A 26,792-nucleotide genomic window follows, 5' to 3' on the forward strand; every position below is an offset into this window, starting at 1 on the left:
AATATGAACTTGTTCGTAGATTACGTACAGCCACTCACTGTTTGGTTGCAACAAAACCCTCACTGGTCATTATTTATCACATTTCTAATTTCTCTAACTGAATCCCTTGCAATTATAGGTAGTATTGTACCAGGTAGTGTTACTATGACCGCCATAGGTATCCTTGCTGGCTCCGGAATTATGCGTATTGATCTTACCTTATTGGCAGCGATTTTAGGGGCCGTTGTTGGAGATAGCCTTAGTTATATCCTGGGTTATTATTATAGCGATCGATTGACTGAAATTTGGCCATTTAGTAAATATCCCAAATGGATACAATGGGGCAAAGATTTTTTTGAAACACACGGAGGCAAAAGTGTATTAATTGGTCGGTTTGTGGGACCCCTACGCTCAATTATTCCCGTAATTGCAGGGATACTACATATGCAGCATTGGCGTTTTTTTGTAGCAAATGTTTTATCAGCGATTGGCTGGTCTATTTTATATGTTATGCCGGGTGTTGCAATAGGAGCGGCAAGTCATGAACTCTCTACTGAAAGCGCAACACGATTATTTATATTAATCCTTATTCTACTTGCTGTACTTTGGTTTATTAGTTTATTCATAAAGCGAATTGTTGGGTTATTAAGCTCTATTTTAAAGCTTCACTTACATACTTTCTGGCTAAAACTTAAAGACAACTCTGTTTTTGTTTACGTGTACCGCATGCTTACACCTCAGGGTGAATCAAATCACTACCATACTGCTGCACTGGTATTGATAACCATGTTTTGCCTGCTTTTTTTTCTCACACTTTTAGGACTAACAGTCGGGACACAATATCTTGCCTCCGTTAATTATCCCACTTATTTATTTCTACAAAGTTTTAATACCCCCACATTAAAAGTATTTTTTATCTTTTGTACTCAATTAACCGCTACAACAACGATATTCAGTCTCTTTATTATTTGTTGTGGCTGGTTTATTTATCAGAAAAATAAAACAGCCATAGTTTATTTATGCAGTCTTATTGTTTTTAGTAGTTTTTTAGCTCTATCCCTTATTTATTTTATCCATATTCCTAGACCGTCTGGATTATTGATTGTTATGCCTGGCTCTTCTTTTCCTGCAGTTAATCTTTTAATTGCTACAGCATTGTATGGATTTATTTTATTTTATCTTAATAATACCTATGATTTATTCACCAACATGTCAAAGTCAATTGTATTTACAATTCTTGGTTTTAGTGGTTTAGGTGCGTTGTATTTAGGAGATTATTGGCTCACAGACATTTTGGCATCGTACTTTGCGGGTACAACAATTTGCTTGATTCACTGTTTGATTTATAGAAAATCTAATATCCCACAGCAAAAAACGATACCGTCATTACTATTAATTTCTTTGCTTTTTATCGGTATTTTTTTACCTTCATTTGGCTCAACCTATGTAAATTTCAAAACTTTATCTTACAACCATACTCCCTATCATAAAAAATTTACTTTAAGCGAAAAAACTTGGTGGGGGCAAGAAAAGCCAACTTTACCAATTTACCAATTTAGTCGGATAGGTAAACGAATTAGTTTATTGAACATTCAATTCTCAGGCAATTTGGATACACTTCAAAATTCGCTAGAAAAGAATGGATGGAAACCGCATCAAGATTCATTTTTTACCAATTTACTTTTGCGAATGAGTCAAAAACCAAACAGCGTTAAATTGCCATTGTTTACTCAGTTGTATGAAAATAAGCCGCCCATGTTGATAATGACTTATTCCGATCAACAAACTAAGTTAACTTTGGAATTAAGAATTTGGGAGTCAAGTTATAATATATTAGAATCAAATCAGCCATTATGGATAGGTAGCGTTCATCCATCTACTCGAGCAAATAAGAAAATGAGTAATCAGGGTTATTTCCCAAATTTAATAAATCCATTAAGTTATATGTTTAAAACTGAAAATCCTTTTGTAGTCAAACAAATCAAATTGCCAGAGAGTATGATTAAAACAACAATATATCCAACAGAACCATACTTAACCCTTATTAAAGAAAACAATGACACTACCTTTTAACCATGTCACAACACAGCTTTTTCAAGTAACTTTATTAGGACATCGTCCAAACAGTTCTCCTACATACTCTCAAGATGATCGATTAAAAAGGAAAACATCCTCAGGGCAACGATAATTTATTACACTTAAACTCAAGCTTAGTACAATCTATACAGATGCCCAAAATACTGATATAACTATATAGTTTTAAAGTATATATCACTTAATTTTTAGAGTATGACTCAAATGTATACACTGGGAAAATTAATCCAAAGTCTTTTTCCATTAATTGCACTAGTACTCTTTATTATTGGAATAAAACGACACGCTATTTATTACATTATTTCATCTCTTTGGCTGAGCCTTATTGCACTTCTCATTCATTTTCAATTCTCTGGAAATGAAATTTTTGGAACCTATTTTAACTATCTTAATGCAGGAATTTATTCATTTAATTTACTTATCTTGCTCCTTGCCCTAATACAAGTCATATCGCATTTAAGTATAAATGCCCCTGCTTTTAAATACGCATATACTTTTGTTAATGCACTTTTAGTTGTGGGAGCATTTATTCTGATTAGCAATCTGTGGATTAATGCATTCTTTATAGAGAATAAGATGGAAGGAACACCCGTTATGCAGGTGGCCCTCTTTGACAAGCCTGGATATTGTGATAGTAAGTATGTATTTTATAAAATTGATCGAGACAGTTCTGTCGCCTACCTTTGTCCGAACTATTATGGTCTATTACCCTCTGTAGGCCATCTAGCAACGAGCCCCGATTTCATTACTACACAAATGTCATTACCCATAAAAAAACAAATGCTACTCAAACAAAAAAATAAAAGTTAAATCTATTGATCCATTCTGAGAAGAAAATCAATAAAAAGCATTAAATGAATTTATTTGCACGTGAAGTCTGGGAGGTTAAATTGTTCTTTGTATTAATATTTGATAACATGCCAACAATCCATCACTCTAGTATTTCTATGAAACGGTTATTTGCATTTGTCATAATGATATTTAGCCTGAATTGCTTTGCTATGGCACCTAAACTTAATTGGGATCAAGCCGTCGACCGAGCAATTAAACGATATGGCTTACGTGTCGAACCGCAATTGAAATCTTATTTCTCAAAAGCTAAGGTAAGTTATCCTCCGAGTGATATTGCGTTACTTGCTTTTAAATCCGAAAGAAAAGTGGAGCTCTGGGCTAAAGACTCTAATCAATCATGGAAACATATTCATGATTACCCTTTAACAGGATTCAGTGGTCGGCTAGGTCCTAAGTTACGTGAAAATGATAAACAAATCCCTGAAGGTGTTTATAAATTAGTTAATTTTAATCCATTCAGCAGTATGCATTTGTCAATGATGATTAATTACCCCAATAATTTTGATAAACAAAAAGGTTATCAAGATGGGAGAAGAAATTTAGGCAATAATATTTTTATCCATGGTAAAAACTTATCTGTAGGTTGTCTGGCTGTGGGAGATCTCGCTATAGATCAACTTTTTATTTTGGCACGTCGCGTAGGTTTAAGTAATATTCAGGTAATTATCGCACCCAATGATTTACGTAAGAGCAAACCATCCACCACTACCTTTGCACAACCGAGATGGCTTCCTGAATTATATAAACAAATTGCAGAATCATTAAAGCCTTTTAGTAAAGAGAAAAAGACATATACTGCTTAAAATTAAATGTAGGGTCGACCCATTTGGGCAGCATCCTCTTGAATACCGCGTCCCGTCATCCCGCGTCTTGCAAGGGATGACGACAAAATTCCCTATATTAAAAGTACTGATATAAATTATTGTTTAGGCAAAGAAGCTAAAAACTCAGTAACCTCTTTGGGCGTTAATTCATAACATTGGCCACGCGATAAAAATCTTGGCATAGTTAATACACCATAACGAATGCGTATCAATCGGCTTACTTCAACACCTTGGGACTCCCATAAACGTCGTACTTCCCTATTACGTCCTTCATTTAAGGTCACATGATACCAGGAGTTCGAGCCTTCTCCACCCCGGAATTCTAAGCGGGTAAATTTAGCTATTCCATCGTCAAGTTCCACTCCTTTTTGTAAAATATTTAAAGCCTCCGGACTCACTTGACCATGAATTCTAACTGCATATTCTCTTTCTAAGCCATATTTAGGATGCATTAATTGATTCGCCAAATCACCATTATTGGTGAAGATAAGTAAACCAGAAGTATTTAAATCCAAACGACCCACCTGAACCCAACGGCCTTGTCGTAAATGAGGTAGATGATCAAAAACGGTCTTCTCAAATTTAGGATCATGACGGCTTGATATTTCACCTACAGGTTTATGGTAAAGCAGAATGCGGGTGTTTTGCCTCACTTTAAGGGGATTAGCAATTAACTTTCCTTTTACAGTGATTTTATCTTCGGCACTTGCTGAGTCACCTAATTTTACTGGTTTGCCATTAACTTGGACCCAGCCATTTTCTATCCAACGCTCCATTTCTCGTCGAGATCCAAGGCCAGCTTGACTTAGTATTTTTTGTAACCTTTCGCTGCTCATTCAGTAATATACTCTTCATTAGGATTATGTAAAGTTAATGCTTCCATAACCTCAGGTAAGGTTGGAAGTTCATTTAAATATTTTAAATTAAAATAATTCAAAAATTCTCTTGTAGTCGTGTATACAGCGGGTTTACCCGCTACATTTTTATAACCAGAAACCCGAATCCATTCTCGCTCCAATAAGGTTTTTATTATTTGACTACTTACTGCCACACCACGAAGCTCCTCAATATCAGCTCGGGTAACAGGTTGCTTATAAGCAATAATAGCTAAAGTTTCAAGCAAAGCACGAGAATATTTACTCGGTTTTTCAATTTGCATTCGTGCAACCCAGCTACTATATTCTTTTCTGGTTTGGATAATAAAGCCAGTAGCAACTTGGATAAGCTCAATGGATCGAGAGGTATAGTCTTCTTTTAAGTCATTAATAATAAAAACTAAATGTTCTTTAGTTGGCCTTTGCCATTCATCGAATACATCTAGCAGTCTATCTATAGAGAGTGGTTCATTCGAACTTAAAAGTAGCGCTTCAACTACGTTTTTTAATTCCTTTTCATCCATCTTATGCTGCCTGTAAATGTATTGAAGAAAATGCTTCGTTTTGCGTGATCACAATGAGTGATTGTCTCGCTAATTCTAAAATGGCTAACAGAGAAACTACCAAACCAATTCGTCCCTCTTCGATTGAAAATAATTGACTAAATTCTAAAACATTATGTTCTTGGAGAAGCGCTAATACATGACTCATTCGCTCACGAACCGATAATACTTCGCGTGAAACTTGATGGTGGCTTGTCTGCTCTTCTCTTTGTAATAAGGATTTCATTGCCGTAATTAAATCTTCTAACTGTACGTCTGGATGAACTATGATACGTTCAAGCTCAGAAGGAACAATTTGAATTTGAAAATGATCTCGCTCTTGTCGTGGAAGTGCATCGAGCAATTCCGCAGCAACTTTTATTTGTTCATAGGCCTGAAGTTTTCGTACTAAACTCATACGAGGATCCTCTTCCTCCTCCTCTCCACTAGTAGGAGGAGCCGGAAGCAACAATCGAGACTTAATTTCTGCAAGCATTGCAGCCATCAATAAATAATCAGCAGCTAATTCTAAACGTCTGCATTCCATTAATTGAATATAATGCAAATATTGCTTCGTGATACTAACAATTGGAATATCCAATATATCAATATTCTGTTTGCGAATAAGGTATAAAAGCAAGTCTAGAGGTCCGCTAAAAGAGTCTAAAAGCACCTCTAGTGCATCAGGAGGAATAAACAAATCATCTGGGAGCTCCGTAAGCTCCTTACCGTCAATAATTGCTTTTACTTCTGGTTTACTTGCTAATTCAATATCCATGCTAAAAACTCATTCTTTATTAGGCTCCTTGCAGACACCTTCAAAGATCAACATAAATCGGTACTGTGAAGTTGGTGAAGTAGTGAAACCTGGACACTATTATATTCGTCCAGGATTTTTCAAAAGTACCCATACAACGTCCAGACATCAATAATCGAGGCCCATAACTTCTCGTACGGTACTCAAATTTTTACAAGCAACTTCTCGTGCGGCCTCGCTTCCTTCAGAAACAATTCGCTTTACTGAACTCAAATCAGACTCATATTCCGTAATTGCTTCCTGGATAGGTTTTAATTCTTTATTAACCGCGTCAACGATGGGTCGTTTGCATTCAATGCAACCAATACCAGCTGAACGACAGCCTTTTTGAACCCAATCTTTAACTTCATTATTCGAGTAAATTTTATGAAATTGCCAAACTGGGCATTTTTCTGGCTCACCAGGATCTGTTCGTTTGATTCGCGCTGGATCAGTGGGCATAGTTAATATCTTTTTCTCAACCTGTTCAGGAGGCTCTCTTAACATAATTGTATTATGATAAGATTTAGACATTTTTTGTCCATCAATGCCAGGCATTTTTGCAGTTTCGGTAAGTAATGGATGAGGTTCAGGTAGAATTATTTTGCCACTTCCTTCCAAGTAACCTAGGAGACGCTCTTTATCACCAATAGATAAATTGGGTTGATCTTCTAACAATGCTTGTGCTGTTTTAATTGCCTCATGATTTCCATGCTCCTGAAATTGACGACGCAACTCGCTGTAATACTTACCGTTCTTTTTGCCCATTTTCTTAATTGCTTCGGCTGCCAACTCTTCAAAATTAGGTTCTTTACCATAGATATGATTAAATCGACGCGCAATTTCTCGAGTAAGCTCAATATGTGATACTTGATCTTCACCAACAGGAACATAATCAGCATGATAGATAAGAACATCAGCACTTTGTAATAAGGGATAACCTAAAAATCCATAGGTTGATAAGTCTTTTTCTTTTAGTTTTTCTTGTTGATCTTTAAAACTCGGTACCCGTTCCAACCACCCTAACGGTGTAATCATGGATAAAAGTAAGTGCAATTCTGCATGTTCTGGAACCCAAGATTGGATAAATATTCGTGATAATCCAGGATTTACTCCACAAGCCAGCCAATCCACAATCATATCCCACAAATGTTTCTCTATGAAACCCGTCTCATCATATTGTGTAGTTAAGCCATGCCAATCGGCTGCAAAAAAGAAGCAATCATATTGATGTTGTAATTTAATCCAATTTTTTATTACACCATGGTAGTGCCCAAGATGTAATCTTCCACTGACACGCATTCCAGAAACAACTCGTTTATTGGAACTAAATAATGCTGACATCAATATCCTCTTTATAAATATTAATTATTACTTAAAAGGTTCGGGATCACCCTTACCCTCCCTAATTATCACTGGATAATCACCAGTCAAATCAATTACCGTTGTGGGTTCTTGTCCACAATTACCACCATCAATAACTAAATCGATCTGATGCCCTAAAAGATCGTGAATCGCTTCAGGTTCACTCAATGGGGCTTTTGCACCCGGGAGAATCAATGTCGTACTCATTAACGGAGCTTCGAGACACTCTAATAGTGCAAGTGTAATCATATTATCGGGGACCCTTAATCCTAGGGTTTTTCTTTTAGGATGCAGCATTAATCGTGGAACCTCGTGGGTTGCATTAAGAATAAATGTGTAGGAACCGGGCGTAAATGCTTTCAATAATCTGAATATTGGATTGGATACACGGGCATAAGTCCCAAGCTGAGATAAATCACGACATACCAGAGTCATGTTATGATTTTTATCCAATTGGCGTAATTTTCTAATACGTTCAAGTGCCGCTTTATTACCTAAACTACAACCCAACGCGTAACCTGAGTCAGTAGGGTAAACAATTAATCCCCCTTCCTCAATAATATTCACCGCTTTTCTCAATAAACGAGCCTGTGGATTATCAGGATGTAATGCAAAAAACTGACTCATAAAGTCCCCTGTTAAATGTTCCATTCATGCCAAATAGGTGTACAGTTTACTGGGAGTGGCCTCTGACCGCCAAGCTTTACTCGCGAAGCAATATCACTATGATAATCCGATCCAGAAGAAGCTAATAAATTGAACCGAAGACATATCGCAGCCATTTCATTGACTTCAGTTACAGTCATCTCACCTGAAACCACTTCTATTCCCACGCCACCAACTTCTTTAAATTCTTTAATTAACTCATGCAATTTAGAACGCGTCAATCCGTATTTAAGTGGATGAGCAATTACTGACTGACCACCAGCATCAATAATGCCCTCGACAGCTTCCTGGATGCTAATCCAAGGAGTAGGAATATAAGCGCCCTTACCTCTCCCCAAAAAACGCTTAAATGCAGTAGCAAGGTCTTTAACTTTACCCTCATTTACAAGAACTTGTGCAAAATGAGGTCTACCAACGCGCTCATGTCCCGCTAAGTTACATGCCTTTGAATAAGCATCCGCAATACCAAGCAAGTCCAATGCAGTCCCAATTTGCTGCGCACGCGCTACTCTATTTTGATTTTGTCTTTGAATAAGCTCGAAGAAATCCGGCGTATAATCCATGTGATACCCTAGGATATGTAATTCATGCTTTTTCCATCGGACACTAAACTCTATACCATTAATTATTTTAATCGAAGTGGTAGAAGCCGCTTGCAATAATTCAGGATAACCTGAGACTGTATCATGATCTGTTAGCGATAAACACTGAATCTGTTTGCTTTGTGCTCTTTGGATTATTTCCTTCGGACTTAAGAATCCATCAGAAAAACTGCTATGACAATGAAGATCGATCATGAATGAATGTTATACCAAAAAAGAATGATTGTAGCATAAATCTTGCAGAAGGTGCGCGTTCTGAACTATTCTTGTGAGCTTAAACCTTACACAACTAAAAAGTATAATAAATACTATACTCATAATATATTACTTTTAAGGAAAACCAAAAAATAATGATCCATAATGTTCATCATGTTAAACTATGCAGAAAATCAATTGTCGCCCGAAATAATAAACAAGCTGATTTTCTCGATTCAATTGATCGTTTTGATGTAACCTTTGCTGTTGGTCCAGCAGGAACTGGGAAAACTTATTTAGCAGTTTCTAAAGCGATACAATGTTTTGAAAAAGGGGAAGTACAAAGGTTGATTTTTGTAAGACCGGCAGTAGAAGCAGGCGAAAAATTAGGATTTCTCCCAGGAGATTTAGTAGAAAAAGTACTACCTTATCTGAGACCTATTTATGACGCATTATATGAAATGATAGGCTTCAAGGAAACTCAAAAACTCATTCAAACTGATATTATCGAGGTTTTACCTTTAGCATTCATGCGTGGTCGAACTCTAAACGAAGCATTTATAATTCTTGATGAAGCACAAAATACAACAGTTATGCAAATGAAAATGTTCTTAACACGTATTGGTTTTGGCTCAAAGGCTGTAGTAACTGGAGATGTGACCCAAGTTGATTTACCTAAAGGTATTGATTCTGGACTTGCGCATGCAGTAGGATTATTCAAAAAAATACCGGAAATCAGTATTCATACGTTTACAAGTCGTGAAGTGGTACGACATCCGTTAGTATCTAAAATTGTTGACTGCTATGATCAGGCATCAACAGGAAAAAAATAAATGACTTATTATATCGATATCCAAAACGCAACTGATGAATCACTACCTATCAGCGAAGATGAAATAATAAACTGGGCCTCACTGGCTTTAAGAGATTATCAAAAAGAAGCTGAACTCACCGTTCGTCTGGTTACACCAGAAGAAATGATTCATCTAAATCATACCTACAGAAAACAAAATAAAACCACAAATGTTTTGGCATTTCCCAGTTCATTACCTCCGGAGATACAATTGGAGTGTCCATTACTAGGTGATGTCGTAATTTGCCCCACAGTTTTATTAGAAGAAAGTAAGCATCTTAAAAAAACTTTAGAATCCCATTGGGCATTGATTTTGATTCATGGAATATTGCATTTATTAGGCTATGATCATATTAAAGATGATGAAGCGGCCGTAATGCAAGCTATTGAAATTAAACTATTAGCTGAGCTTGGGTTACCAAATCCTTACGACGCAGAGGGTAATTAACTTGAATAAAGAGGAAGATAACAGTACGTGGTTTGCTCGATTTAAGCAGTTTTTACAAGGAGAACCACAAAATCAAGAGGAACTTGTTAGTTTACTAAGAGACGCACAGATTCGCTCTCTTATTAGTGCTGAAACTTTGGCAATGATAGAAGGTGCTATTTCATTCTCCAAAATGCGTGTGCGAGATATTATGTTGCCAAAAAATCAGATGATTTGTATTAAAGAAGATGAACAATTCTGCGACATCATCAAAACAGTCACCCAAACTGGCCATTCAAGATTTCCAGTAATCACTGCAGACTCAGATGAAATCATTGGAGTATTACACGCAAAAGATTTATTACGCTATCAATCTGCTAACTTGGATTCCTTTGACTTACTTGATATTTGTAGGCAGGCCACTTTTGTTCCTGAAAGTCGACGCTTAGATAGCCTACTGAGTGAATTTCGTAGTAACAAAAATCACATGGCCATAGTGGTGGATGAATATGGTGAAGTTTCTGGCTTTGTGACCATTGAAGACATTATCGAACAGATTATTGGGGATATTGAAGATGAGTTCGATATCGATGAAGATGCGTATCTTAAGACGCATGAAGATGGACACTATATTGTTAAAGCCCATATGCCGATTGATGAATTTAATGAACAACTTAAAGCAGATTTTAGTGAGGAAATTTATGATACAATAGGTGGGATTGTAATGAATAGTTTTGGTCATTTACCTTCACGAGGGGAAACGATTACGATTGATTCTTTTGAGTTTAAAATTATTAACGCGGATGCTCGAAGAATCAAATTAATGGAATGTATTGATAAACGCAAGGCATAATGAAGTATGAATGGTAATATTCTCATAATTGATGACGATATAGAGCTGACAGATTTATTAGCCCAATATTTGGAACCTGAAGGATTTCATGCTGTTTGTGTCCATGACGGAGAAAATGGAGTAAAGAAAGCATTAAATCAAACTTTTGATGCAATTATTCTAGATGTCATGTTACCCAAACTGAATGGTTTTGAAGTATTAAAAGCAATTCGTGAACATTTGGAAACACCAGTTCTTATGCTCACGGCTCGTGGTGATGATATCGATCGAATTGTAGGTCTTGAAATTGGAGCAGATGATTATCTCCCAAAACCATGCAATCCCCGCGAATTAGTAGCTCGTTTACGTGCTATTTTAAGGCGTACTCAAAAGATTCCCACATCAAGACCTATTATTGAGCAACATAATATAGTTGTTGACTGTTCCAAACGTCATGTAACCATGGCGGGAAACTATCTTGAACTGACGAATGCTGAATTCAATATTTTAGAAATGCTTATAAAGTCACCAGGACAAGCATTCTCTAAGGAGGAACTTACTGAATATGCGCTAGGCAGAAAATATACTGCATATGATCGTAGTATCGATGTTCATATCAGTAACTTAAGAAATAAGTTAGGAGATAATCCTCAAGGTGAACCAATAGTTAAAACAGTTCGTGGATTTGGATATATGTTTAATGCGTAGTTTGTATTGGAAAATTTTTATTTCGTTTTGGCTCGCCACAATACTTATTATTTTCACTACAGCCTGGGTAATAAGTCACATCGTACAAAAATCATCATTGCCTGCCCAAGAACAGCTATTTATGGATAGTTATGCAAATGCGGCGGTTGCAACCTACGAATCAGGCCGACAAACTGCATTATTAAAATGGCTTAATAAAATTGGTATTTCACGCCATATGTCAATTTATTTGCTATCCAGCACGGGTGAAATTATTGGCACACACGCAGTACCAGAAAATGTGAAAAAAGTTGCAGAAAACTTACTTCAGGATCAGCTAAGCGAAGGTATTTTAAAATCAGGCAAACTCATAGTGAGTCATGAAATTTTATCCACTTCAGGAAAATTTTATCGACTTGCAGCTGTTAGTGAAAAACCAATCTATCATTTTGTCGGTGTTCCGTGGGCTGGTCTAGCGATTCGTCTCATTTTGGCCACATTTATTAGTGGTCTAATCTGTTATTTATTATCCCGCTATTTAACTCAACCTCTGCGATCGTTAGGAATGGCAGCTAAGTCGATTGCGACTGGAAAGTTAAATACACGTGTTGGGCCTTTAAGAGGACATTACAATGACGAAATAGCTCAATTGAGCAATGAGTTTGATCGAATGGCAGAACAACTTGAGACCCTAATCACCTCTAAAGAGCGATTGTTACAAGATATTTCACATGAATTACGTTCCCCTCTTGCTCGATTACAAATTGCCATAGAATTAGGACGTAATAAAACGAAGGGTTTAGCAGATACAGAGTTTAATCGTATGGAGCTCGAATGTGCCAGGTTAAATGCTTTGATCACTGAAGTGTTAGATTTTGCTCGTTTAGAGAAATCAACAACTGATCTTAATTTAAGTAAGGTTGATCTTTCTGCTCTTTTACACAATATCATTAGAGATGCCAATTATGAAGTTGGGGAGGAAACCCCCCGCGTCAACGCGGGTGTAATTGAACCGTGTAGCTTGCTCCTTGATGAGCGGTTAATTCATAGAGCAATAGAGAATGTGGTTCGCAATGCCCTACATTATTCGCCAGCCACAGAACAAGTCGTCGTTTCATTAAAACATGATGAAACTAAAGAACATATCTATATTGATATCAGTGATAAAGGCCCTGGTGTACCTAAAGATCAGCTCGATAAAATATTTAGTCCCTTTTATCGTGTTGATACGTCAAGAACAAAAAAAACAGGTGGATACGGATTAGGATTAGCCATTGCCGCTCGCTCAATTTACTTACATCATGGTGAAATTATGGCTCTAAATAACCCTGATGGAGGATTGCTCGTACGGGTTATTCTTGATTCAAAATCGGATATTAAAACCGAAATATCTGAACTCAATTCGGTAATGGCTAATACATCAACCTATAATGTAAAAGTAAAAAATTGATTAAGTCTGCATATTTTTTCACTTTTATATTCTTAAATATATTAAATAAACTATTTTTTTCTGTTTAATTAAGGTACAATTTGCAGGGTTACAAAATCTTCAGGATTACTTTTAATGACCGTAGCCCAGAAATTAGATAAAGCAAGTGGCATCTTTTTCTTTGCTGGCTTTTTGCTCTCAAAACTCCAGTATATCCCTTTTCCACTCGCCGCATCGATTTTTAGATTTCTTTCACTGGGCGTTTATGGATTAGCGTATCTGAGTTGGTTTACAGCATGCCATCTTCATCCAGATCACCCAGAGCACTATCGCAAATGGTATGGATTTGCTCAAATTAAAGAGCAATTTATTTTTTCCTCAGCTATAGGGTTTACAGCAACAGTAATCAGTGTGGCTGCCATTTTTGTACCCGCTTTATTTCCGCCTGCAGCATGGCTTTTTCTTCTTGGTAATATAATTTGGGCGATTGGAGAGTATCATAAGTTAAAAAATCCCCCTCCTGCCGATGAAAATTTTTCTTCGACACGGCAAAAAGCTTATGTATCTTACGCCGTAACATCCACTGCCATAAGCTTAGTTGCTGCGCTTGCAGCTACTTTTATACTTTTATTTCCACCACTAGCAATACCCATTACTATTTTTTCACTGCTCATTTGTGTGGGGCTTGGCGCATTAGCATTTGAATTTTGGTTAAATGGCAATTTGGGACAACATGAACCCGACTTACGTCCTGATAGTTATTGTGAAATGACTGAAACATTAAAACCTTCACCTTCCCTGGACCATTCGAACTCACCTGAACCAGAACCCAGTTGCTTCAATGGTTTATTCTCTGATCCCCCAAAGCAATCTCAACCCTCTAAATCATCTGTTAAGGATGAAGAACATAAAGAAGAAGATGGTCTTAAAGTCAATCCTCTTTTATACTTACAGACTACTAGTTTTAATTGAGATTTATTATGGATCAAATAATTGCGAAAATGATTTCAACCGCCCATAAGGCCCTTGCTCATTCTTATTCTCCCTATTCCAAGTTTAGCGTGGCTTGTTGTATATGCACCGATAAAGATAATTTATATAGCGGTGTCAATGTAGAAAACAGTTCCTATGGTTTAGGTGTATGTGCTGAAACTTCCGCCATATCTGCAATGGTCTCGGCAGGAGAGCAACACATTAAAAGTATGGTTATACTTGCGGGGACTAATCTATTGTGTTCACCTTGTGGTGGATGCAGACAAAGAATCCATGAATTTTCCACCGCAGATACGTTGATCCATCTATGTAATAAAGATTCAATATTACGTAGCTTAAAAATTAATGAACTCCTCCCATTGGCTTTTAATTTTGATGTTAACCCTTAATTAATAGGAAATTTGTATGACAGATACTGCACCAAAGCAGAGCTATGCCCATTTAGCAGCAAACTATATAAAAAAACTATATCCCTCATTTAAACCTCGTATCGGCGTGGTATTAGGATCAGGTTTAGGGAAATTTGCTGATGGGTTACAGGATTCAATTCGAATCAGTTATGAAGAATTACCTGGATTTCCAAAAGTTACCGTACAAGGACATGGGGGTAATTTAATTTTAGGATATTTGAATGATGTGGCTGTTGTATGTCTCCAAGGCCGAGCTCATACGTATGAAGGTTCGGAGAACTATGAAACAGTTAAAACCTATATTCGTGCTTTAAAACTATTAGGATGTGATTACTTCATAGCTACTAATGCCTCAGGCTCATTAAGAGAAGATGTTGGGCCCGGAGAGTTAATGCTTATTTCAGATCATATAAATTTGCAGCCCAGCAATCCTTTGATTGGTCCCAACGATGATGAGTTTGGTCCAAGATTTTATCCTTTAGATAATGCTTATGACAAACAAATGCGTTTTGACTTATTATCAATTGCAGCAAAAAATTCTATTAAGCTTACCGAAGGAGTTTACATTTCAGTTTTAGGTCCTCATTACGAAACAGCCGCCGAAATCCGAGCATTTAAAGTTTGGGGGGCTGATGCTGTAGGGATGTCTACTGTACCAGAAGTTTTAGTTGCGAATCATTGTGGAATGCACGTTGCAGTTATTGCAATGATAACGAACTATGCAACTGGTCTTTCAAAAACTGCACACAGTCATGAATCGGTGGTTGCAATGGCTGAAAGTGCTGCAGAAAAACTAAATTTAATTCTGCAACAATATATTGCGAGTATAAAGTGACCTTAGAAACCAATTTTAATGAGGCTATGGAAACATTGCTTGGCAACTATTCCAAAAGAATTATTCCTGCCAAGCAACTGATTCACACCATTGATCTTACCTTGTTGGATGAGCAAGCCACTAATGAAACATTATTGCAATTAAAACATAACGGAAATCAAAATCAGGTTGCTGCGTTATGTGTTTACTTACAGCATTTGGATCAAGTTTCTTCAGAAAATACTATTAATTTAGCTACAGTTATTAACTTTCCTCATGGAAGCGAAGATCTAAATAGTTCACTTGAATCTATAGAAAAGGCTATAAGGTTGGGGGTTAGAGAAATTGACTATGTATTTCCTTACCAAAGGTATCTTAAAGGACAGAAACAACACACATTAGATCAATGTCATGCTATTGCACAATTCTGTAAACAACATAAGCTCATTTTGAAAATAATTTTAGAAACGGGAACTTTTCCTGATATCACAACTACTTACAATGCAAGTAAAGAGTTAATTGATTCAGGCTGTGATTTTATTAAAACATCAACGGGAAAAACCCCTATAGGGGCATCATTAGTTGCCGCATTCGCCATGTTAAGTGCGATTCGAGACGCAAATACATCTTGCGGTATTAAGATTTCGGGTGGCATTAGGACACCACAGCAAGCACATAATTATGCAACCCTCGCAGAGTTAGTGATGGGAAAACAAATTAATAAGAGTTGGTTTCGCATTGGAGCGAGCAGTTTATTAGGAGAACTGTTAAAAATAAATTAATTCTCGGTTATACTTCGTACGGTCGCAAAATTAATTATTACGTGAGATAGATAATCCCTATTACTTAAAAGGTAATCACTCGCAGTCTATATAGGGCTCTTATCTTAATCATGTCCCTTACTGGAGTTAAGTATCTATGAACCGAAAAAACTTATTTAAACCTATTTTAGTACTTTTCTTTGGACTCATTTTAGCAAGCTGTAATAATAAATTACCTCCTGGTGAATATGATTCAAATGAAGTAGGCAAAATTAAAAAAGTTATTCCAGGTACAATTATTTCTAAGCGCCCTGTGAATTTACATCGAAACACAAGCAACATAACTAAAGGTAGTACTAGCTTTGAGGACAATGGCTATAACCAATCACATGGTGTTGAATATGTCATTAAGTTAAATTCAGGCGGAATTATTTCTGTGGTTCAAGCAGAAGATCTCAAACTGAAAACAAAACAAAAAATCCTTGTAATTTATGGAAAAAATACTCGAGTTGTTGCAGATAATGGTAGCGATACCTACTAAATCTAAATTACCTGGGGGACGCATAGCGGAACCCAGGTAATAAAATGCTGTCACTCCTATCTTATAGACTGATACAAACCGCCATCCACATTGATGCGCCATAATAGACACTCACAATAAAAGCTTTGAAGCAATCTCGGGGAATTCTTTTATTAATCAGTATTTGTTGATAAACCAAGATGAGGCCCGCTATAAACCAAAACATATAAAATGATTCATTTATTTGATTCATAAATGCCCAACATAACCACAAACTATGGAATGAACATTGTAACAAACCTATAATCATCCGATCATAATTAGCAAAATAAATCGCTGTCGATTTCACCCCAATTCGTAAATCATCCGCTTTATCAGCCATTGCATACATGGTGTCATAGGAAAGAATCCATGAAAAATTTATTAAAAACAATAAGAAGCATTCATTATTTAAAAATTGATTTGATGCAACATAAGCCATTGGTATTCCCATAGAAAATGCCAAACCTAGGACTAGTTGCGGCGCATCAAGAAAGCGCTTACAAAATGGATATAATAAAGATATAAATAAGGCGATCAATCCAAGATAAAAACAATTACGAGGAAGCTGAATCAATATAAAAAAGGCTGCTAAAAGTAATATTATTAATAATAGGAAAGCCTCAGGCAAAGTCACTTCACCCGCCGTTAATGGTCTTAATTTAGTGCGTTCAACATGTTTATCAATATTTCTATCAGCAATATCGTTAATCACACAGCCTGCCGCCCGCATCAGTATAGTGCCACATAAAAAAAAGACCAAGAGTTTAAGTGTTGGGATCCCTTTATTTGCCATCCATAAAGCCCATGCGGTTGGATACCAAAGTAATAGGATTCCTACAGGTTTATCAAATCGCATTAATCGCCAATATGCATTCCACTTCATGGGTTAATATTCTCAAGTTCAGGTAACATAATCTCGGCCAAATAAAATGATTCTTTTTGTAAAAATAAAAATTCAGTGAGCCGAACCCAAAGTATCCCGCTAATTGAGTTCAGATGCCTTTTTACCCAATGATACTCCAAACATTGTTGATCCACGGGATAAGTTGTCCCCTGAATACGATGAACTTTATCTTCATTAAAAATTAAGTTTTTTATGGATTCATTTTCTAAACGCCCAAAAAAAACAGGATCGAGTTCATAACATCTTTTAGGAATAATACTGCGTGCATACCAATACACAACATCATAACTTTTCATTATGATTTCGCGCTGAAAGACCAATTCATCCTGAATTTCTAGAAGGTTTCTATCCCACCAATTCACATTTTCCCAACCTTGAAAGATAACCTCGATCTGCGTTTCGCCCTTAAGTTGCTGGAGTTTATCAGTTAATGAGGCTTTATAATTAAGCCACTCTTTAAGTTGTTCCGAACTTTGTGCATTTATGGTAAAAATAGAATGAGTATTAATAGACATGTATTATTGCTACTTATGACAAAATATAGTTCAGTAAGATCTTACAAAATTAACGCATCAGCGACAAGTTATTGCTAACTCTTATTCTCCCTAGCCTATTTAAAATAATTAGCACCTGCTCATGGGTATCCATATTCATTAAAATGAAACGCCCATTGCTAATTGCTTGCCCAGGATAAGTTGAAAAGCTGATTTTCTTTTTCGAACCTGCGCCATCCCAATGCAAGTCCCAGCGGGGATGGTTCCATTGCCATTGATAAATTACTTCCCTTTGATTCGTTCTTTTGTTTAAAAAATTTAACACCATCCCATTTGACCAATTAGATGACCCATCGAGCGGAGAAACATATACCGGATTACCAAGAATTATCGCCTGCATCTTAGCATATTGTATTGCCGTACGAAGTTCATCAATAATTGTTTTTTGCTCATTTTTTTTCAAAAAATAAGTATATGAACCAATCCCTATTACTGATAAACCTATGAACACTGCCATCGTTATCAGCAATTCAAGCAGTGTAAACCCTTTTATATTCATAATAAAAATTTATTCCATTAATTCGCGAGTTAACGGATAAAATATCATAGTTCCATGAACATATTACATACTAAATGAAAATCCTTCATCAGACTCTAAATCTCCATAATCATCTTCATAATAAATGCCCGCTTTCACCGTTTGCATCGGCTCATATTTTCTGCTCAATGAACGGAGCATTCGAGGATTAACTTCAGAATTTTTGCTCATTAAATCGAGTATGCGTGAACATTGAGAAAAGGATAAATCCCAACGTGAGAAATACTCTTCTTTATATAAATTTTTATTACTATTAAGTAAATCAAGCAGTCGACTCATCTCTTCATAAACTCTCTCACAAGGATTTTTCTTCAATTGCTTTAATAAATTTATTGCGATATGAAAAATTACATGCGTTTCATTACGAATTTTTGCAAAATGAGTTAAACACTCAAACGGTGCTTTTAATGAAAAAACATGGCGGGCATAATCAAAAATCTTTTTATCGGCGCTGTCCTTTATTAAATCTTGTGATAGTTTTAAAAAAACAGGATATATCGCAAGTAATATCTTATGATGGTCTTTTCTAGTTGACGATGATAAGGCATTGGGTATTTCATTACCAAAAAAAGTCAATGGACTATCATCTTGCTTGGGAGTTTTAGGTGATGAAGTTGCGGTAGTAAAATAAAGTCTACGCAACTCCTGTGCTTGTTGCATTAACTCACTTTGATTAGGAGCGCTAGATTCTTCAATTAGTCGGAATACTATTTCAAACCAATGCTGATCACCTCGATAACAACAATAGGAAAGTAATTCACCCAGGGAACTAAAGGTAGTATACATAAACTCTTCATTTTCATATTCCTTGGCATCATTTTTGTGATATCGCATGTTCAAATAGTTGTTTGTCTCTTGATAACCAGAATCAATCATTTGCTTTCTAGTTTCTTCTCCAACGGTAAATGATGAGGTAGATACATTATCAACATTGATTACAATGGATTGACATGCATATTTTCTCAATTTCAAACGATCTTTTTCCCACCCGCTGGCTGGATCACTAACACCAGTTAATAATCTATAAATCCAATTTAAGACAACATTCTCTCTATAAACTCTATCCATCACACGATCGATCGCCTTTCTCTCTGGACCATCATCAAACTTAACGGCTAATACTTTTAAGTTATTACCATACTCGGATTCAAGTAGTGTGGAATGATCATCGAAAAACACATTGGTTGGTAAATTATTTAATATTCCACCATCACTATGTTCCTCTCCGTCAATGAGTGTTGCTCTATAAACTATAGGAAAACTTGCGGATGTTTTTACTGCCTCACTCACTTCAAAATTTGGTGAGCGTAAGTAAGAGAAATATCGAGTTTTTCCTTGGCTTTTATTTGTTGCTGTAACTACTAATTCCTTACCAATTCCACACCCCGGGCATTTCTGCCGAATTTCTTCTAAGGTTGCAAATGTGATTGGACCTTGGGGATATGGAATTTGGTATTTGAAAACAATTTGATCTAATTTATAAGCAATCGCATAATCAAGAGCGGTCTTTAGGGAATGAGCCTCAGAAATTCCATTGATATTTATATCAAAATGGACTAAATGCTCATGTTTAAAATGTTTAAATAATGCTTCAATTTCTTCCGCTGTATAACCTAAATAACACATTAAGGCCATAATGGCTCCTGCGGAGCTGCCTGCAAATTTTTCAGGATATATTTTGGCTTCATTCAGTGCTTTCCAGACACCAATATGAGCAAAAATTTTTGCGCCACCACCACAAAGAACTATATTTTCAATATTAGGCTTTCTTTCTCTTACAAGAATCTCATGTGATTTTAAAAACCTAAATATCTCGATTTTTTTGGTTTGATATAGAGGTACTACCTGTTTTTCTTTAATCGATTTGCTTTTAACTTTTTCCTCGTTTATCCAAGGAAATAACCAACTCCAAATGCGTACGTACCAAGGCTTTAATGACATATATCGCTGCATCTTTCGATAATCATGCATTTTATCTAGACGTTCTTGTGGATCGGACACTTCGATAGAATGAGGATGAGGGCTTTTACATATGGATTCAAAGTTAATATTTTTTATATTAAGCGAAATTAGCTGATCGACTAATTTATCGGTAATAAAAAGTCGTTTCGTATTTCCTAGAGGTTCTTGCTGTGAGTCATTAGGATCTTTATATTTTGTTCCCGTCCCAGGAACTAAAAATTGATTAAAGCCTACTAATATCCCATGATGACCATGGCACATTTGAATACCAGTTAATTGATAATTTGATATATTTTTCAGTGATAAATCTAAATCACTTATTTTCCAATGCTCTAAAAATTGCCCTTGAAACCAGCTTACTATTCTACCCCACCAGGTTAAAGCAACCTCTGCTGTGAAACCGCGATACTCATTTACTGTTACGCCCGATAAAAATGCTTTAGTTTTTTCCTTTTGGTGGGGATCCAACAGCCATTGGTTAAACAATGATCTTTTCTCATCACTTACGCGAGTAAAATCGAACATTGTTTGTTCGTTATCAAATAGATAATTACCAAAAGCGATTTTATTATCGGGGAGGGAACCATTAATTTCTAAACGTCCTAAATAGGCCGTCATAATAATTTTTTTTAATAAATCAAGATTTTGAGCATATGGGTGTGCGTCAGATTCAAGCAGCTGACTTATTACGTGTTGTGGTGTCATCACTTATCCTTAAGTTATGATAATCCATTAACTCCCTCAGCAATAATTAAAGCACTCCCTGCTTCCAGTTGATTTATTGCTGATTAGATCATGCTATATTTAACTCGAGTCTTGCTGTTTCCATCACCTTTTGTTCAAATGATTCGATTAAGATTCCTTTTTGTTTTATTATTTTTAACCATCACAAATATAATTAACACAAATTTATCAGAAATTAAATAGACCGAATTATTCCGAAATGAACAACTAATAGCTGCTATGAACTGTCAGATGTGACTTTAACGTATGATACTCAGGCACATTTTTGCAATGTACCTAGGGTATAAATAGGATTAATTATCTTGAATATTCTTTAAAATTTGAGTAACAACAAGTTCAGGATTTGATGCTTGATTGATTGGACGTCCGACAACCAAATAATCACTCCCTTCTTCAATGGCCTGTTTGGGTGTCATAATTCGAGATTGATCATCACTTACGTTATTTGGCAATCGGATGCCTGGGGTTACCGTTATAAATTGATCCCCACAAGAACTTTTTATGACCTTAACTTCTTGAGCGGAACAGACGACTCCATCCAAACCTGCTTCCTTGGTCAAAATAGCTAATTTTTTTACATGACTCATTACAGATGTGTCTATCCCAATTGAAATTAATTCATTTTGATTAAAACTGGTTAAAACAGTTACTGCAATTAAGATAGGTCTATTCGTGCCATATGAATCAATAGCATTTCTTGCCGCTTGCATCATACTCATTCCCCCAGAAGCATGGACATTCATCATCCACACTCCCAGCTCAGCACCTGCTTTACACGCTTTTGCAACTGTATTGGGAATATCATGAAATTTTAAGTCTAAAAAAACTTTAAAGTTTCTTTTGATTAATTGTTTCACAAAACTTGTGCCAAGCAGTGTAAATAGTTCGCTTCCAACTTTTAAAGCGCAACTTTTAGGATCCAGCTTTTCAACTAATTTTAAAGCATCATGCTCATTATCAAAATCTAGTGCAACAATTAATTTAGGCATCATTATACTACAGCCTCTTCATGATGTACTTTTAGTGCACTTTTTACGGCGTTAGCTATTTTTATTTGCTCTGCTTCCTGCAAATAAGGATGCATGGGTAAACTAATAACACGACTGCTTGCATATTCAGCATGAGGAAAATCTCCCATTTTATAACCCAAATAGGCCATGGCAGCTTGTTGATGTAGGGGTACAGGATAATGCACTGCAGTTGGAATTCCTGATTCTTGCATTGCCTTTTGGAATGAATCTCGATTACTTACTTCAATGGTATATTGTGCATAAACACTTGTATTATAACTATGAACAAAGGGCGTTTTTACAAGGGGTGACAGAATCTGATCATACGCTTTGGCGACTCTTTGGCGCATAATAATTTCATCGGGGAACAGTTTCAATTTTTCAATTAAAACAGCTGCCTGAATCGTATCCATTCTTCCATTAATCCCTATACGGTTATGGCAATAACGCGCATTTTGACCATGAATTCTTATTTCAAGGAGTTTTTGGGCTAAATTATCATCATTTGTGAAACAAGCTCCCGAATCTCCATATCCTCCTAAAGGTTTAGATGGAAAGAAACTGGTACATCCAATCGTTGATAAAGCACAGGAATATTTACCTTTATAAGTGGCGCCAAAACTTTGTGCTGCATCCTCAATTACTGGGATACCGTGATGAGCTGCAATAGCATTAATCTCGTCATGATCAGCACATTGACCATATAATCCGACGGGCATTATTGCCTTAGTTTTTCTGGTAATTGCTGCCTCAAGCTTGTTAGGGTCCATATTATACGTAAGTGGATCAATATCTATGAAAACAGGCTTAGCTTGACAAAGACTGATCACCTCAGCAGTAGCGAAAAAACTGAAAGGAGTGGTAATAATTTCATCTCCCGGCTGAATTTCCAAGGCCATCAATGCCATTAATAATGCATCTGTTCCACTTGAGTTGACAATTGCATGTTTAACTCCTATAAAATCAGCTAATTGCCGTTCAAGTTGTGCAATTTCAGGCCCCATAATATATTGACCATGATCTAAAACGTTTTTAATACTTGCTAAAATTTCGTTTTCTATTATTGAATATTGTTTTTTTAAATCGATAAATTGCATCATAATCTCTTAAAAAATTAGTTAATATCCTTCCAATCCATGGACAGGTTTCATTCTCCCCCAGTTTTTACAGCTGGGACAATGCCAATGAAGATGCTTGCCACCAAAACCGCAATGAACGCATCGATAAACTGGCTTATTGTCTAAAAATTTACTCGTTATATCATAAAGCATTTGTAATTTGTCACGTACCTTTCCATGGGCAGATTCAAGATGCCAATAGATTAACTGATTTAAACCTCGTATGGATGGATGTTTGCTCAAGTTATCCGCTACGAAATCTATAGCGGCATCCATATTTTTTTGTTGTCTTAAATATTCCGCTATTACAAAAATTACCGAAGCTCTAGGGTTATCCTCTAAAGTCTCTTCAAGATATTTGACACACTCATCCATTGTATTTAATTCTTTATGGCAAACAACTAGAGGTTCGATAATTTCTGTTAAAAAATCTGCATCTTGCTGAGGAACACGTTTTAACGAACGAATCGCATGTTTGTAACGTCCCTCTTTCATTTCAAGACTTGCGTTCATTAAACTGGCTCTAACTGATTCATTATCAACGCTTATAGCTTGTTTGATACAATAAGTAGCTTTATCAATGGCATTGCTTTTTAATGCCTGATTAGCCATTTCACAATAATAATGAGCCGCTTGGTTATGAAAACTTGTTCCTGTTGAAATTTCTAACTTTTTAATTACATCTAAAGCCTTTTCCCAAGCTTTTTCTTGCTGATAAATTGCTAACAAACCATGCAAGCTGCTTGTTTCTTTAGATCCACCTAGTTCAACAACTTCTAAAAATATTCGCTCTGCACGATCGAATAAACCAGCACTCATATAATCCTGGCCTAAGGCCATTAATGATTCTTTCCTTTGCAGAATACTTAATTGAGGCCTTGCAATTAAATTTTGATGAATACGTATGGCTCTATCAACCTCACCCCTACGCCTAAATAAACTTCCTAATGCAAGATGAGTTTCTACCGTATCACTGTCAACTTCTAGTAATTTAATAAAAACATCAACCGCTTTATCGGGCTGCTCATTTAAAAGATAATTAAGTCCAACAACATATTCGCGAGATAAGCGATTATATAGAGTGGGATCTTCCTTGGGTTTACTACGATTTGCCATCCACCAACCAGACCACGCAGCAGCAGGCAATAGTAATGGCCATAAATCAATCATTATTACCCTCCCCTCTGCTTGTTAGACTTTCATAATAATAAAAAAATTAATGTTGATCTTGCAATGGAATTGATCGTAAGTTTTTAATTTCTTTTTCAGTTAATTTTAATTGGTTTTTAATTTTGTGGCATTCAGCTTTTAAACGCCAATATCTTCCAATAAAAAGTATAAAGCCTACTACTATACCAATACCCAACATGATTGTCATGAGAACAGATATAGGGATTGTTATTGTTTTAAAATATAAATTAACATCCACTGAAGTTGCATTTAGAGCAGCAAAACTAACGCCAATAATGATAAGAAGTATATAAATAACTAGCATTAATATGCGCATAAATTCTTCCTTTTTTGTTTCCAGGGCAATTCGAAGCGGAACCCGGGATTCCAGGATGATACAGCAATATTAACCTGAGCTCCACTTCCCATCACCCAGGTGATTAAAATATACAAACAAAAAAGCGTAGAAAAATCTACGCTTTCTAACTAATTAACTATAAAGAATTAATCACTCTCTTTACTTGCCATTTTCTCTTTGAGTAAATCACCTAAGGTTGTTGTTGAAGCGCCTTCGGTTCTAGAGTATTTCTTGATTGCATCTGCTTCATCTTGAGCATCTTTCGCTTTTACTGAAAGAGTAATTGAGCGGTTTTTACGATCCACATTTATGATTTTTGCTTCAATCTCATCACCTTCTTTGACAAGAGTAGTCGCATCATCAACACGCTCATCAGACAATTCACTTGCACGAATAGTACCAGTAATATCATCTGCTAAAGCTACCGTAACTGTCTTAGGATCTACAGCTACAACAGTACCTTTAACTATGGCACCTTTAGTATACTCATCAACAAAACTTGCGAAGTTATCGCCTTCAAGTTGTTTAATACCTAAAGAAATACGCTCACGCTCAGGATCTATAGCAAGAATAACTGCTTCCAACTCTTGGCCTTTCTTGAACTGTTTTACCGCTTCTTCACCAGGAACAGTCCAGGAAATATCAGACAAATGTACCAAACCGTCAATATCTCCATCCAAGCCAATAAATATTCCAAAATCGGTGATTGAACGAATCTTACCACTAACTTTTTGGCCTTTATTGTGTGAGGCAGCAAATTGTTGCCATGGATTACCAACACATTGTTTCATGCCTAAAGAAATACGGCGTCGTTCTTCATCAATTTCAAGAACCATCACATCAACTAAATCACCCAGAGAAACTACTTTACTAGGATGTACGTTTTTATTGGTCCAATCCATCTCAGACATATGGACTAAGCCTTCCACACCTTCTTCGATTTCAACAAAGCAACCATAATCAGTAATATTAGTTACTTTACCTTGTAATTTTTTGCCTATTGGATAACGCTCTACTAGATCAACCCAAGGATCGTTACCTAATTGTTTCATACCTAGAGAAACACGGTTTCTTTCGCTATCAAAGCTCAATACTTTTACTTTTACGTCTTGGCCAACTGATAACACTTCACTTGGATGTTTTACACGTTTCCATGAAATATCAGTGATATGCAACAAGCCATCTATGCCGCCCAAGTCAATGAATGCACCATAATCGGTAAGGTTTTTAACAATACCATGAAGCTCTTGTCCCTCATGTAAGGACTCAAGCAATGCTTGTCTATCAGCACTACTTTCTTCTTCAACAACTGCTCGACGGGATACAACGATGTTGTTGCGCTTTAAATCCATTTTAATAACTTTGAATTCAAGCTCTTTGCCTTCTAGATAAGAAGGATCTCTTACAGGTCTGACGTCTACTAATGAACCAGGTAAGAAGGCGCGTATAGTACCAATTTCAACAGTAAATCCGCCTTTAACTTTTCCAGAAATAAGACCAGTGACTGTTTCATTGTTTTCGTGTGATTTAGATAATTTACGCCAAGCTTCCTGACGTTTTGCTTTTTCTCTTGAAAGGAGCGTTTCGCCGTAGCCATCTTCAACAGAATCCAGTGCTACTTCGACAGTATCACCTAGGCTAACTTCCAAAGCACCATCTTTGTCATAAAATTCTTCTTTAGGTACAATCCCTTCTGATTTTAGACCAGCATTTAAAATGACATAATCGCTATCGATTCCGATAACTTTAGCATTAATAATGGCACCAGGGTAAAATTGAGCACCGGCTATACTTTGCTCAAACAATTCTTTGAAACTTTCAGACATGTTAATAAACTCTTTAGTAAAAAAATGAAAGATTGAGTTCCACTCATCTT

At 36.2% G+C, this 26,792-nt stretch carries 28 protein-coding genes; 13 read left to right on the forward strand and 15 right to left on the reverse strand.

All coding sequences use genetic code 11. The features are described from left to right. The first annotated feature begins 3 nt into the window (after nucleotides 1-3). From ACWTE2_RS18425 to ACWTE2_RS18435, 3 genes are all read left to right on the forward strand, one after another. Nucleotides 4-2,052 (forward strand): VTT domain-containing protein, encoded by a 2,049-nt coding sequence (locus tag ACWTE2_RS18425; RefSeq protein WP_454783813.1) that lies wholly within the window; start codon nucleotides 4-6, stop codon nucleotides 2,050-2,052. Between the two features lie 225 nt (nucleotides 2,053-2,277). Continuing rightward, nucleotides 2,278-2,883 (forward strand): type I secretion system protein LssZ, encoded by a 606-nt coding sequence (locus ACWTE2_RS18430; RefSeq protein WP_182393661.1) that lies wholly within the window; start codon nucleotides 2,278-2,280, stop codon nucleotides 2,881-2,883. A 137-nt stretch (nucleotides 2,884-3,020) separates the two neighbouring features. Continuing rightward, nucleotides 3,021-3,728, forward strand: a complete 708-nt coding sequence (locus ACWTE2_RS18435) for a L,D-transpeptidase family protein (protein ID WP_182393662.1) — start codon at nucleotides 3,021-3,023, stop codon at nucleotides 3,726-3,728. 116 nt (nucleotides 3,729-3,844) lie between these two features. On the opposite strand, the gene ACWTE2_RS18440 is transcribed toward ACWTE2_RS18435, so the two are convergent. From ACWTE2_RS18440 to ACWTE2_RS18465, 6 genes are all read right to left on the reverse strand, one after another. Then, nucleotides 3,845-4,585, reverse strand: coding sequence for a pseudouridine synthase (locus ACWTE2_RS18440; protein WP_454783814.1), 741 nt, complete (start codon nucleotides 4,583-4,585; stop codon nucleotides 3,845-3,847). After that, nucleotides 4,582-5,148 (reverse strand): SMC-Scp complex subunit ScpB, encoded by a 567-nt coding sequence (gene scpB, locus ACWTE2_RS18445; protein WP_454783815.1) that lies wholly within the window; start codon nucleotides 5,146-5,148, stop codon nucleotides 4,582-4,584. The genes ACWTE2_RS18440 and scpB overlap by 4 nt, the downstream gene beginning before the upstream one ends. A 1-nt stretch (nucleotide 5,149) precedes the next feature. Then, a complete protein-coding gene (locus ACWTE2_RS18450; protein ID WP_454783816.1) occupies nucleotides 5,150-5,944 on the reverse strand; it encodes a segregation and condensation protein A in 795 nt (264 codons plus the stop codon). Nucleotides 5,945-6,091: 147 nt separating this feature from the next. Then, a complete protein-coding gene (locus ACWTE2_RS18455) occupies nucleotides 6,092-7,306 on the reverse strand; it encodes a tryptophan--tRNA ligase (RefSeq protein ID WP_454783817.1) in 1,215 nt (404 codons plus the stop codon). 27 nt (nucleotides 7,307-7,333) lie between these two features. Then, nucleotides 7,334-7,954, reverse strand: a complete 621-nt coding sequence (locus ACWTE2_RS18460; protein WP_182390753.1) for an L-threonylcarbamoyladenylate synthase — start codon at nucleotides 7,952-7,954, stop codon at nucleotides 7,334-7,336. An 11-nt stretch (nucleotides 7,955-7,965) separates the two neighbouring features. Then, on the reverse strand, nucleotides 7,966-8,790 hold the full coding sequence (locus ACWTE2_RS18465) for a PHP domain-containing protein (RefSeq protein ID WP_454783818.1): 825 nt from the start codon (nucleotides 8,788-8,790) through the stop codon (nucleotides 7,966-7,968). A 155-nt stretch (nucleotides 8,791-8,945) separates the two neighbouring features. On the opposite strand from ACWTE2_RS18465, the gene ACWTE2_RS18470 reads away from it, so the two are divergent. From ACWTE2_RS18470 to ACWTE2_RS18515, 10 genes are all read left to right on the forward strand, one after another. After that, complete coding sequence (locus ACWTE2_RS18470; protein WP_454783819.1) at nucleotides 8,946-9,623, forward strand: PhoH family protein; 678 nt, start codon at nucleotides 8,946-8,948, stop codon at nucleotides 9,621-9,623. Continuing rightward, complete coding sequence (gene ybeY, locus ACWTE2_RS18475; RefSeq protein WP_454783820.1) at nucleotides 9,624-10,091, forward strand: rRNA maturation RNase YbeY; 468 nt, start codon at nucleotides 9,624-9,626, stop codon at nucleotides 10,089-10,091. Then, nucleotides 10,087-10,923 (forward strand): HlyC/CorC family transporter, encoded by an 837-nt coding sequence (locus ACWTE2_RS18480; protein ID WP_454784423.1) that lies wholly within the window; start codon nucleotides 10,087-10,089, stop codon nucleotides 10,921-10,923. The genes ybeY and ACWTE2_RS18480 overlap by 5 nt, the downstream gene beginning before the upstream one ends. 6 nt (nucleotides 10,924-10,929) lie before the next feature. Then, nucleotides 10,930-11,610 carry a two-component system response regulator CpxR gene (gene cpxR / locus ACWTE2_RS18485; protein WP_182390758.1) on the forward strand — a complete coding sequence of 227 codons (681 nt, stop codon included), beginning with the start codon at nucleotides 10,930-10,932 and terminating at the stop codon, nucleotides 11,608-11,610. Continuing rightward, on the forward strand, nucleotides 11,603-13,039 hold the full coding sequence (cpxA, locus tag ACWTE2_RS18490) for a two-component system sensor histidine kinase CpxA (protein ID WP_454783821.1): 1,437 nt from the start codon (nucleotides 11,603-11,605) through the stop codon (nucleotides 13,037-13,039). The genes cpxR and cpxA overlap by 8 nt, the downstream gene beginning before the upstream one ends. A gap of 114 nt (nucleotides 13,040-13,153) precedes the next feature. After that, nucleotides 13,154-13,990 carry a hypothetical protein gene (locus ACWTE2_RS18495; RefSeq protein WP_454783822.1) on the forward strand — a complete coding sequence of 279 codons (837 nt, stop codon included), beginning with the start codon at nucleotides 13,154-13,156 and terminating at the stop codon, nucleotides 13,988-13,990. An 8-nt stretch (nucleotides 13,991-13,998) separates the two neighbouring features. Next, nucleotides 13,999-14,400, forward strand: coding sequence for a cytidine deaminase (cdd, locus tag ACWTE2_RS18500; protein WP_454783823.1), 402 nt, complete (start codon nucleotides 13,999-14,001; stop codon nucleotides 14,398-14,400). A 16-nt stretch (nucleotides 14,401-14,416) separates the two neighbouring features. Then, the gene (locus ACWTE2_RS18505) at nucleotides 14,417-15,256 is read left to right on the forward strand and encodes a purine-nucleoside phosphorylase (protein ID WP_182390761.1); all 840 of its coding nucleotides are present in this window, start codon (nucleotides 14,417-14,419) and stop codon (nucleotides 15,254-15,256) included. Beyond that, a complete protein-coding gene (gene deoC / locus ACWTE2_RS18510) occupies nucleotides 15,253-16,017 on the forward strand; it encodes a deoxyribose-phosphate aldolase (protein ID WP_454783824.1) in 765 nt (254 codons plus the stop codon). Before ACWTE2_RS18505 ends, deoC begins: the two co-directional genes overlap by 4 nt. A gap of 136 nt (nucleotides 16,018-16,153) precedes the next feature. Then, the gene (locus ACWTE2_RS18515) at nucleotides 16,154-16,537 is read left to right on the forward strand and encodes an outer membrane lipoprotein (RefSeq protein WP_182390763.1); all 384 of its coding nucleotides are present in this window, start codon (nucleotides 16,154-16,156) and stop codon (nucleotides 16,535-16,537) included. 61 nt (nucleotides 16,538-16,598) lie between these two features. Here ACWTE2_RS18515 and ubiA read toward each other — a convergent pair whose 3' ends face one another. The 9 genes from ubiA to rpsA all read right to left on the reverse strand — a co-directional run bounded on the left by ubiA (nucleotide 16,599) and on the right by rpsA (nucleotide 26,742). Then, complete coding sequence (gene ubiA / locus ACWTE2_RS18520; RefSeq protein ID WP_454783825.1) at nucleotides 16,599-17,441, reverse strand: 4-hydroxybenzoate octaprenyltransferase; 843 nt, start codon at nucleotides 17,439-17,441, stop codon at nucleotides 16,599-16,601. Continuing rightward, nucleotides 17,438-17,977: a chorismate--pyruvate lyase family protein gene (locus ACWTE2_RS18525; RefSeq protein ID WP_454783826.1), complete on the reverse strand. Its 540-nt coding sequence runs from the start codon at nucleotides 17,975-17,977 to the stop codon at nucleotides 17,438-17,440. The genes ubiA and ACWTE2_RS18525 overlap by 4 nt, the downstream gene beginning before the upstream one ends. A 49-nt stretch (nucleotides 17,978-18,026) precedes the next feature. After that, entirely contained in the window at nucleotides 18,027-18,515 is a 489-nt protein-coding gene (locus ACWTE2_RS18530) for a GspH/FimT family pseudopilin (RefSeq protein ID WP_454783827.1), read from the reverse strand. Nucleotides 18,516-18,578: 63 nt separating this feature from the next. Then, nucleotides 18,579-21,221 carry a Dot/Icm T4SS effector VpdC gene (vpdC, locus tag ACWTE2_RS18535; protein ID WP_454783828.1) on the reverse strand — a complete coding sequence of 881 codons (2,643 nt, stop codon included), beginning with the start codon at nucleotides 21,219-21,221 and terminating at the stop codon, nucleotides 18,579-18,581. Between the two features lie 332 nt (nucleotides 21,222-21,553). Beyond that, nucleotides 21,554-22,252, reverse strand: coding sequence for an orotidine-5'-phosphate decarboxylase (gene pyrF, locus ACWTE2_RS18540; protein ID WP_454783829.1), 699 nt, complete (start codon nucleotides 22,250-22,252; stop codon nucleotides 21,554-21,556). Further along, nucleotides 22,252-23,367 carry a DegT/DnrJ/EryC1/StrS family aminotransferase gene (locus ACWTE2_RS18545; protein WP_182393663.1) on the reverse strand — a complete coding sequence of 372 codons (1,116 nt, stop codon included), beginning with the start codon at nucleotides 23,365-23,367 and terminating at the stop codon, nucleotides 22,252-22,254. The genes pyrF and ACWTE2_RS18545 overlap by 1 nt, the downstream gene beginning before the upstream one ends. A 21-nt stretch (nucleotides 23,368-23,388) precedes the next feature. Next, nucleotides 23,389-24,558 carry a lipopolysaccharide assembly protein LapB gene (lapB, locus tag ACWTE2_RS18550; protein WP_182390769.1) on the reverse strand — a complete coding sequence of 390 codons (1,170 nt, stop codon included), beginning with the start codon at nucleotides 24,556-24,558 and terminating at the stop codon, nucleotides 23,389-23,391. A gap of 46 nt (nucleotides 24,559-24,604) precedes the next feature. Next, nucleotides 24,605-24,895: a LapA family protein gene (locus ACWTE2_RS18555; protein ID WP_182390770.1), complete on the reverse strand. Its 291-nt coding sequence runs from the start codon at nucleotides 24,893-24,895 to the stop codon at nucleotides 24,605-24,607. Nucleotides 24,896-25,062: 167 nt separating this feature from the next. Further along, nucleotides 25,063-26,742, reverse strand: coding sequence for a 30S ribosomal protein S1 (gene rpsA / locus ACWTE2_RS18560; RefSeq protein ID WP_182390771.1), 1,680 nt, complete (start codon nucleotides 26,740-26,742; stop codon nucleotides 25,063-25,065). Between the last annotated feature and the right edge of the window lie 50 nt (nucleotides 26,743-26,792).

The sequence above is a fragment of the Legionella nigrisilvae genome, assembly GCF_977063395.2.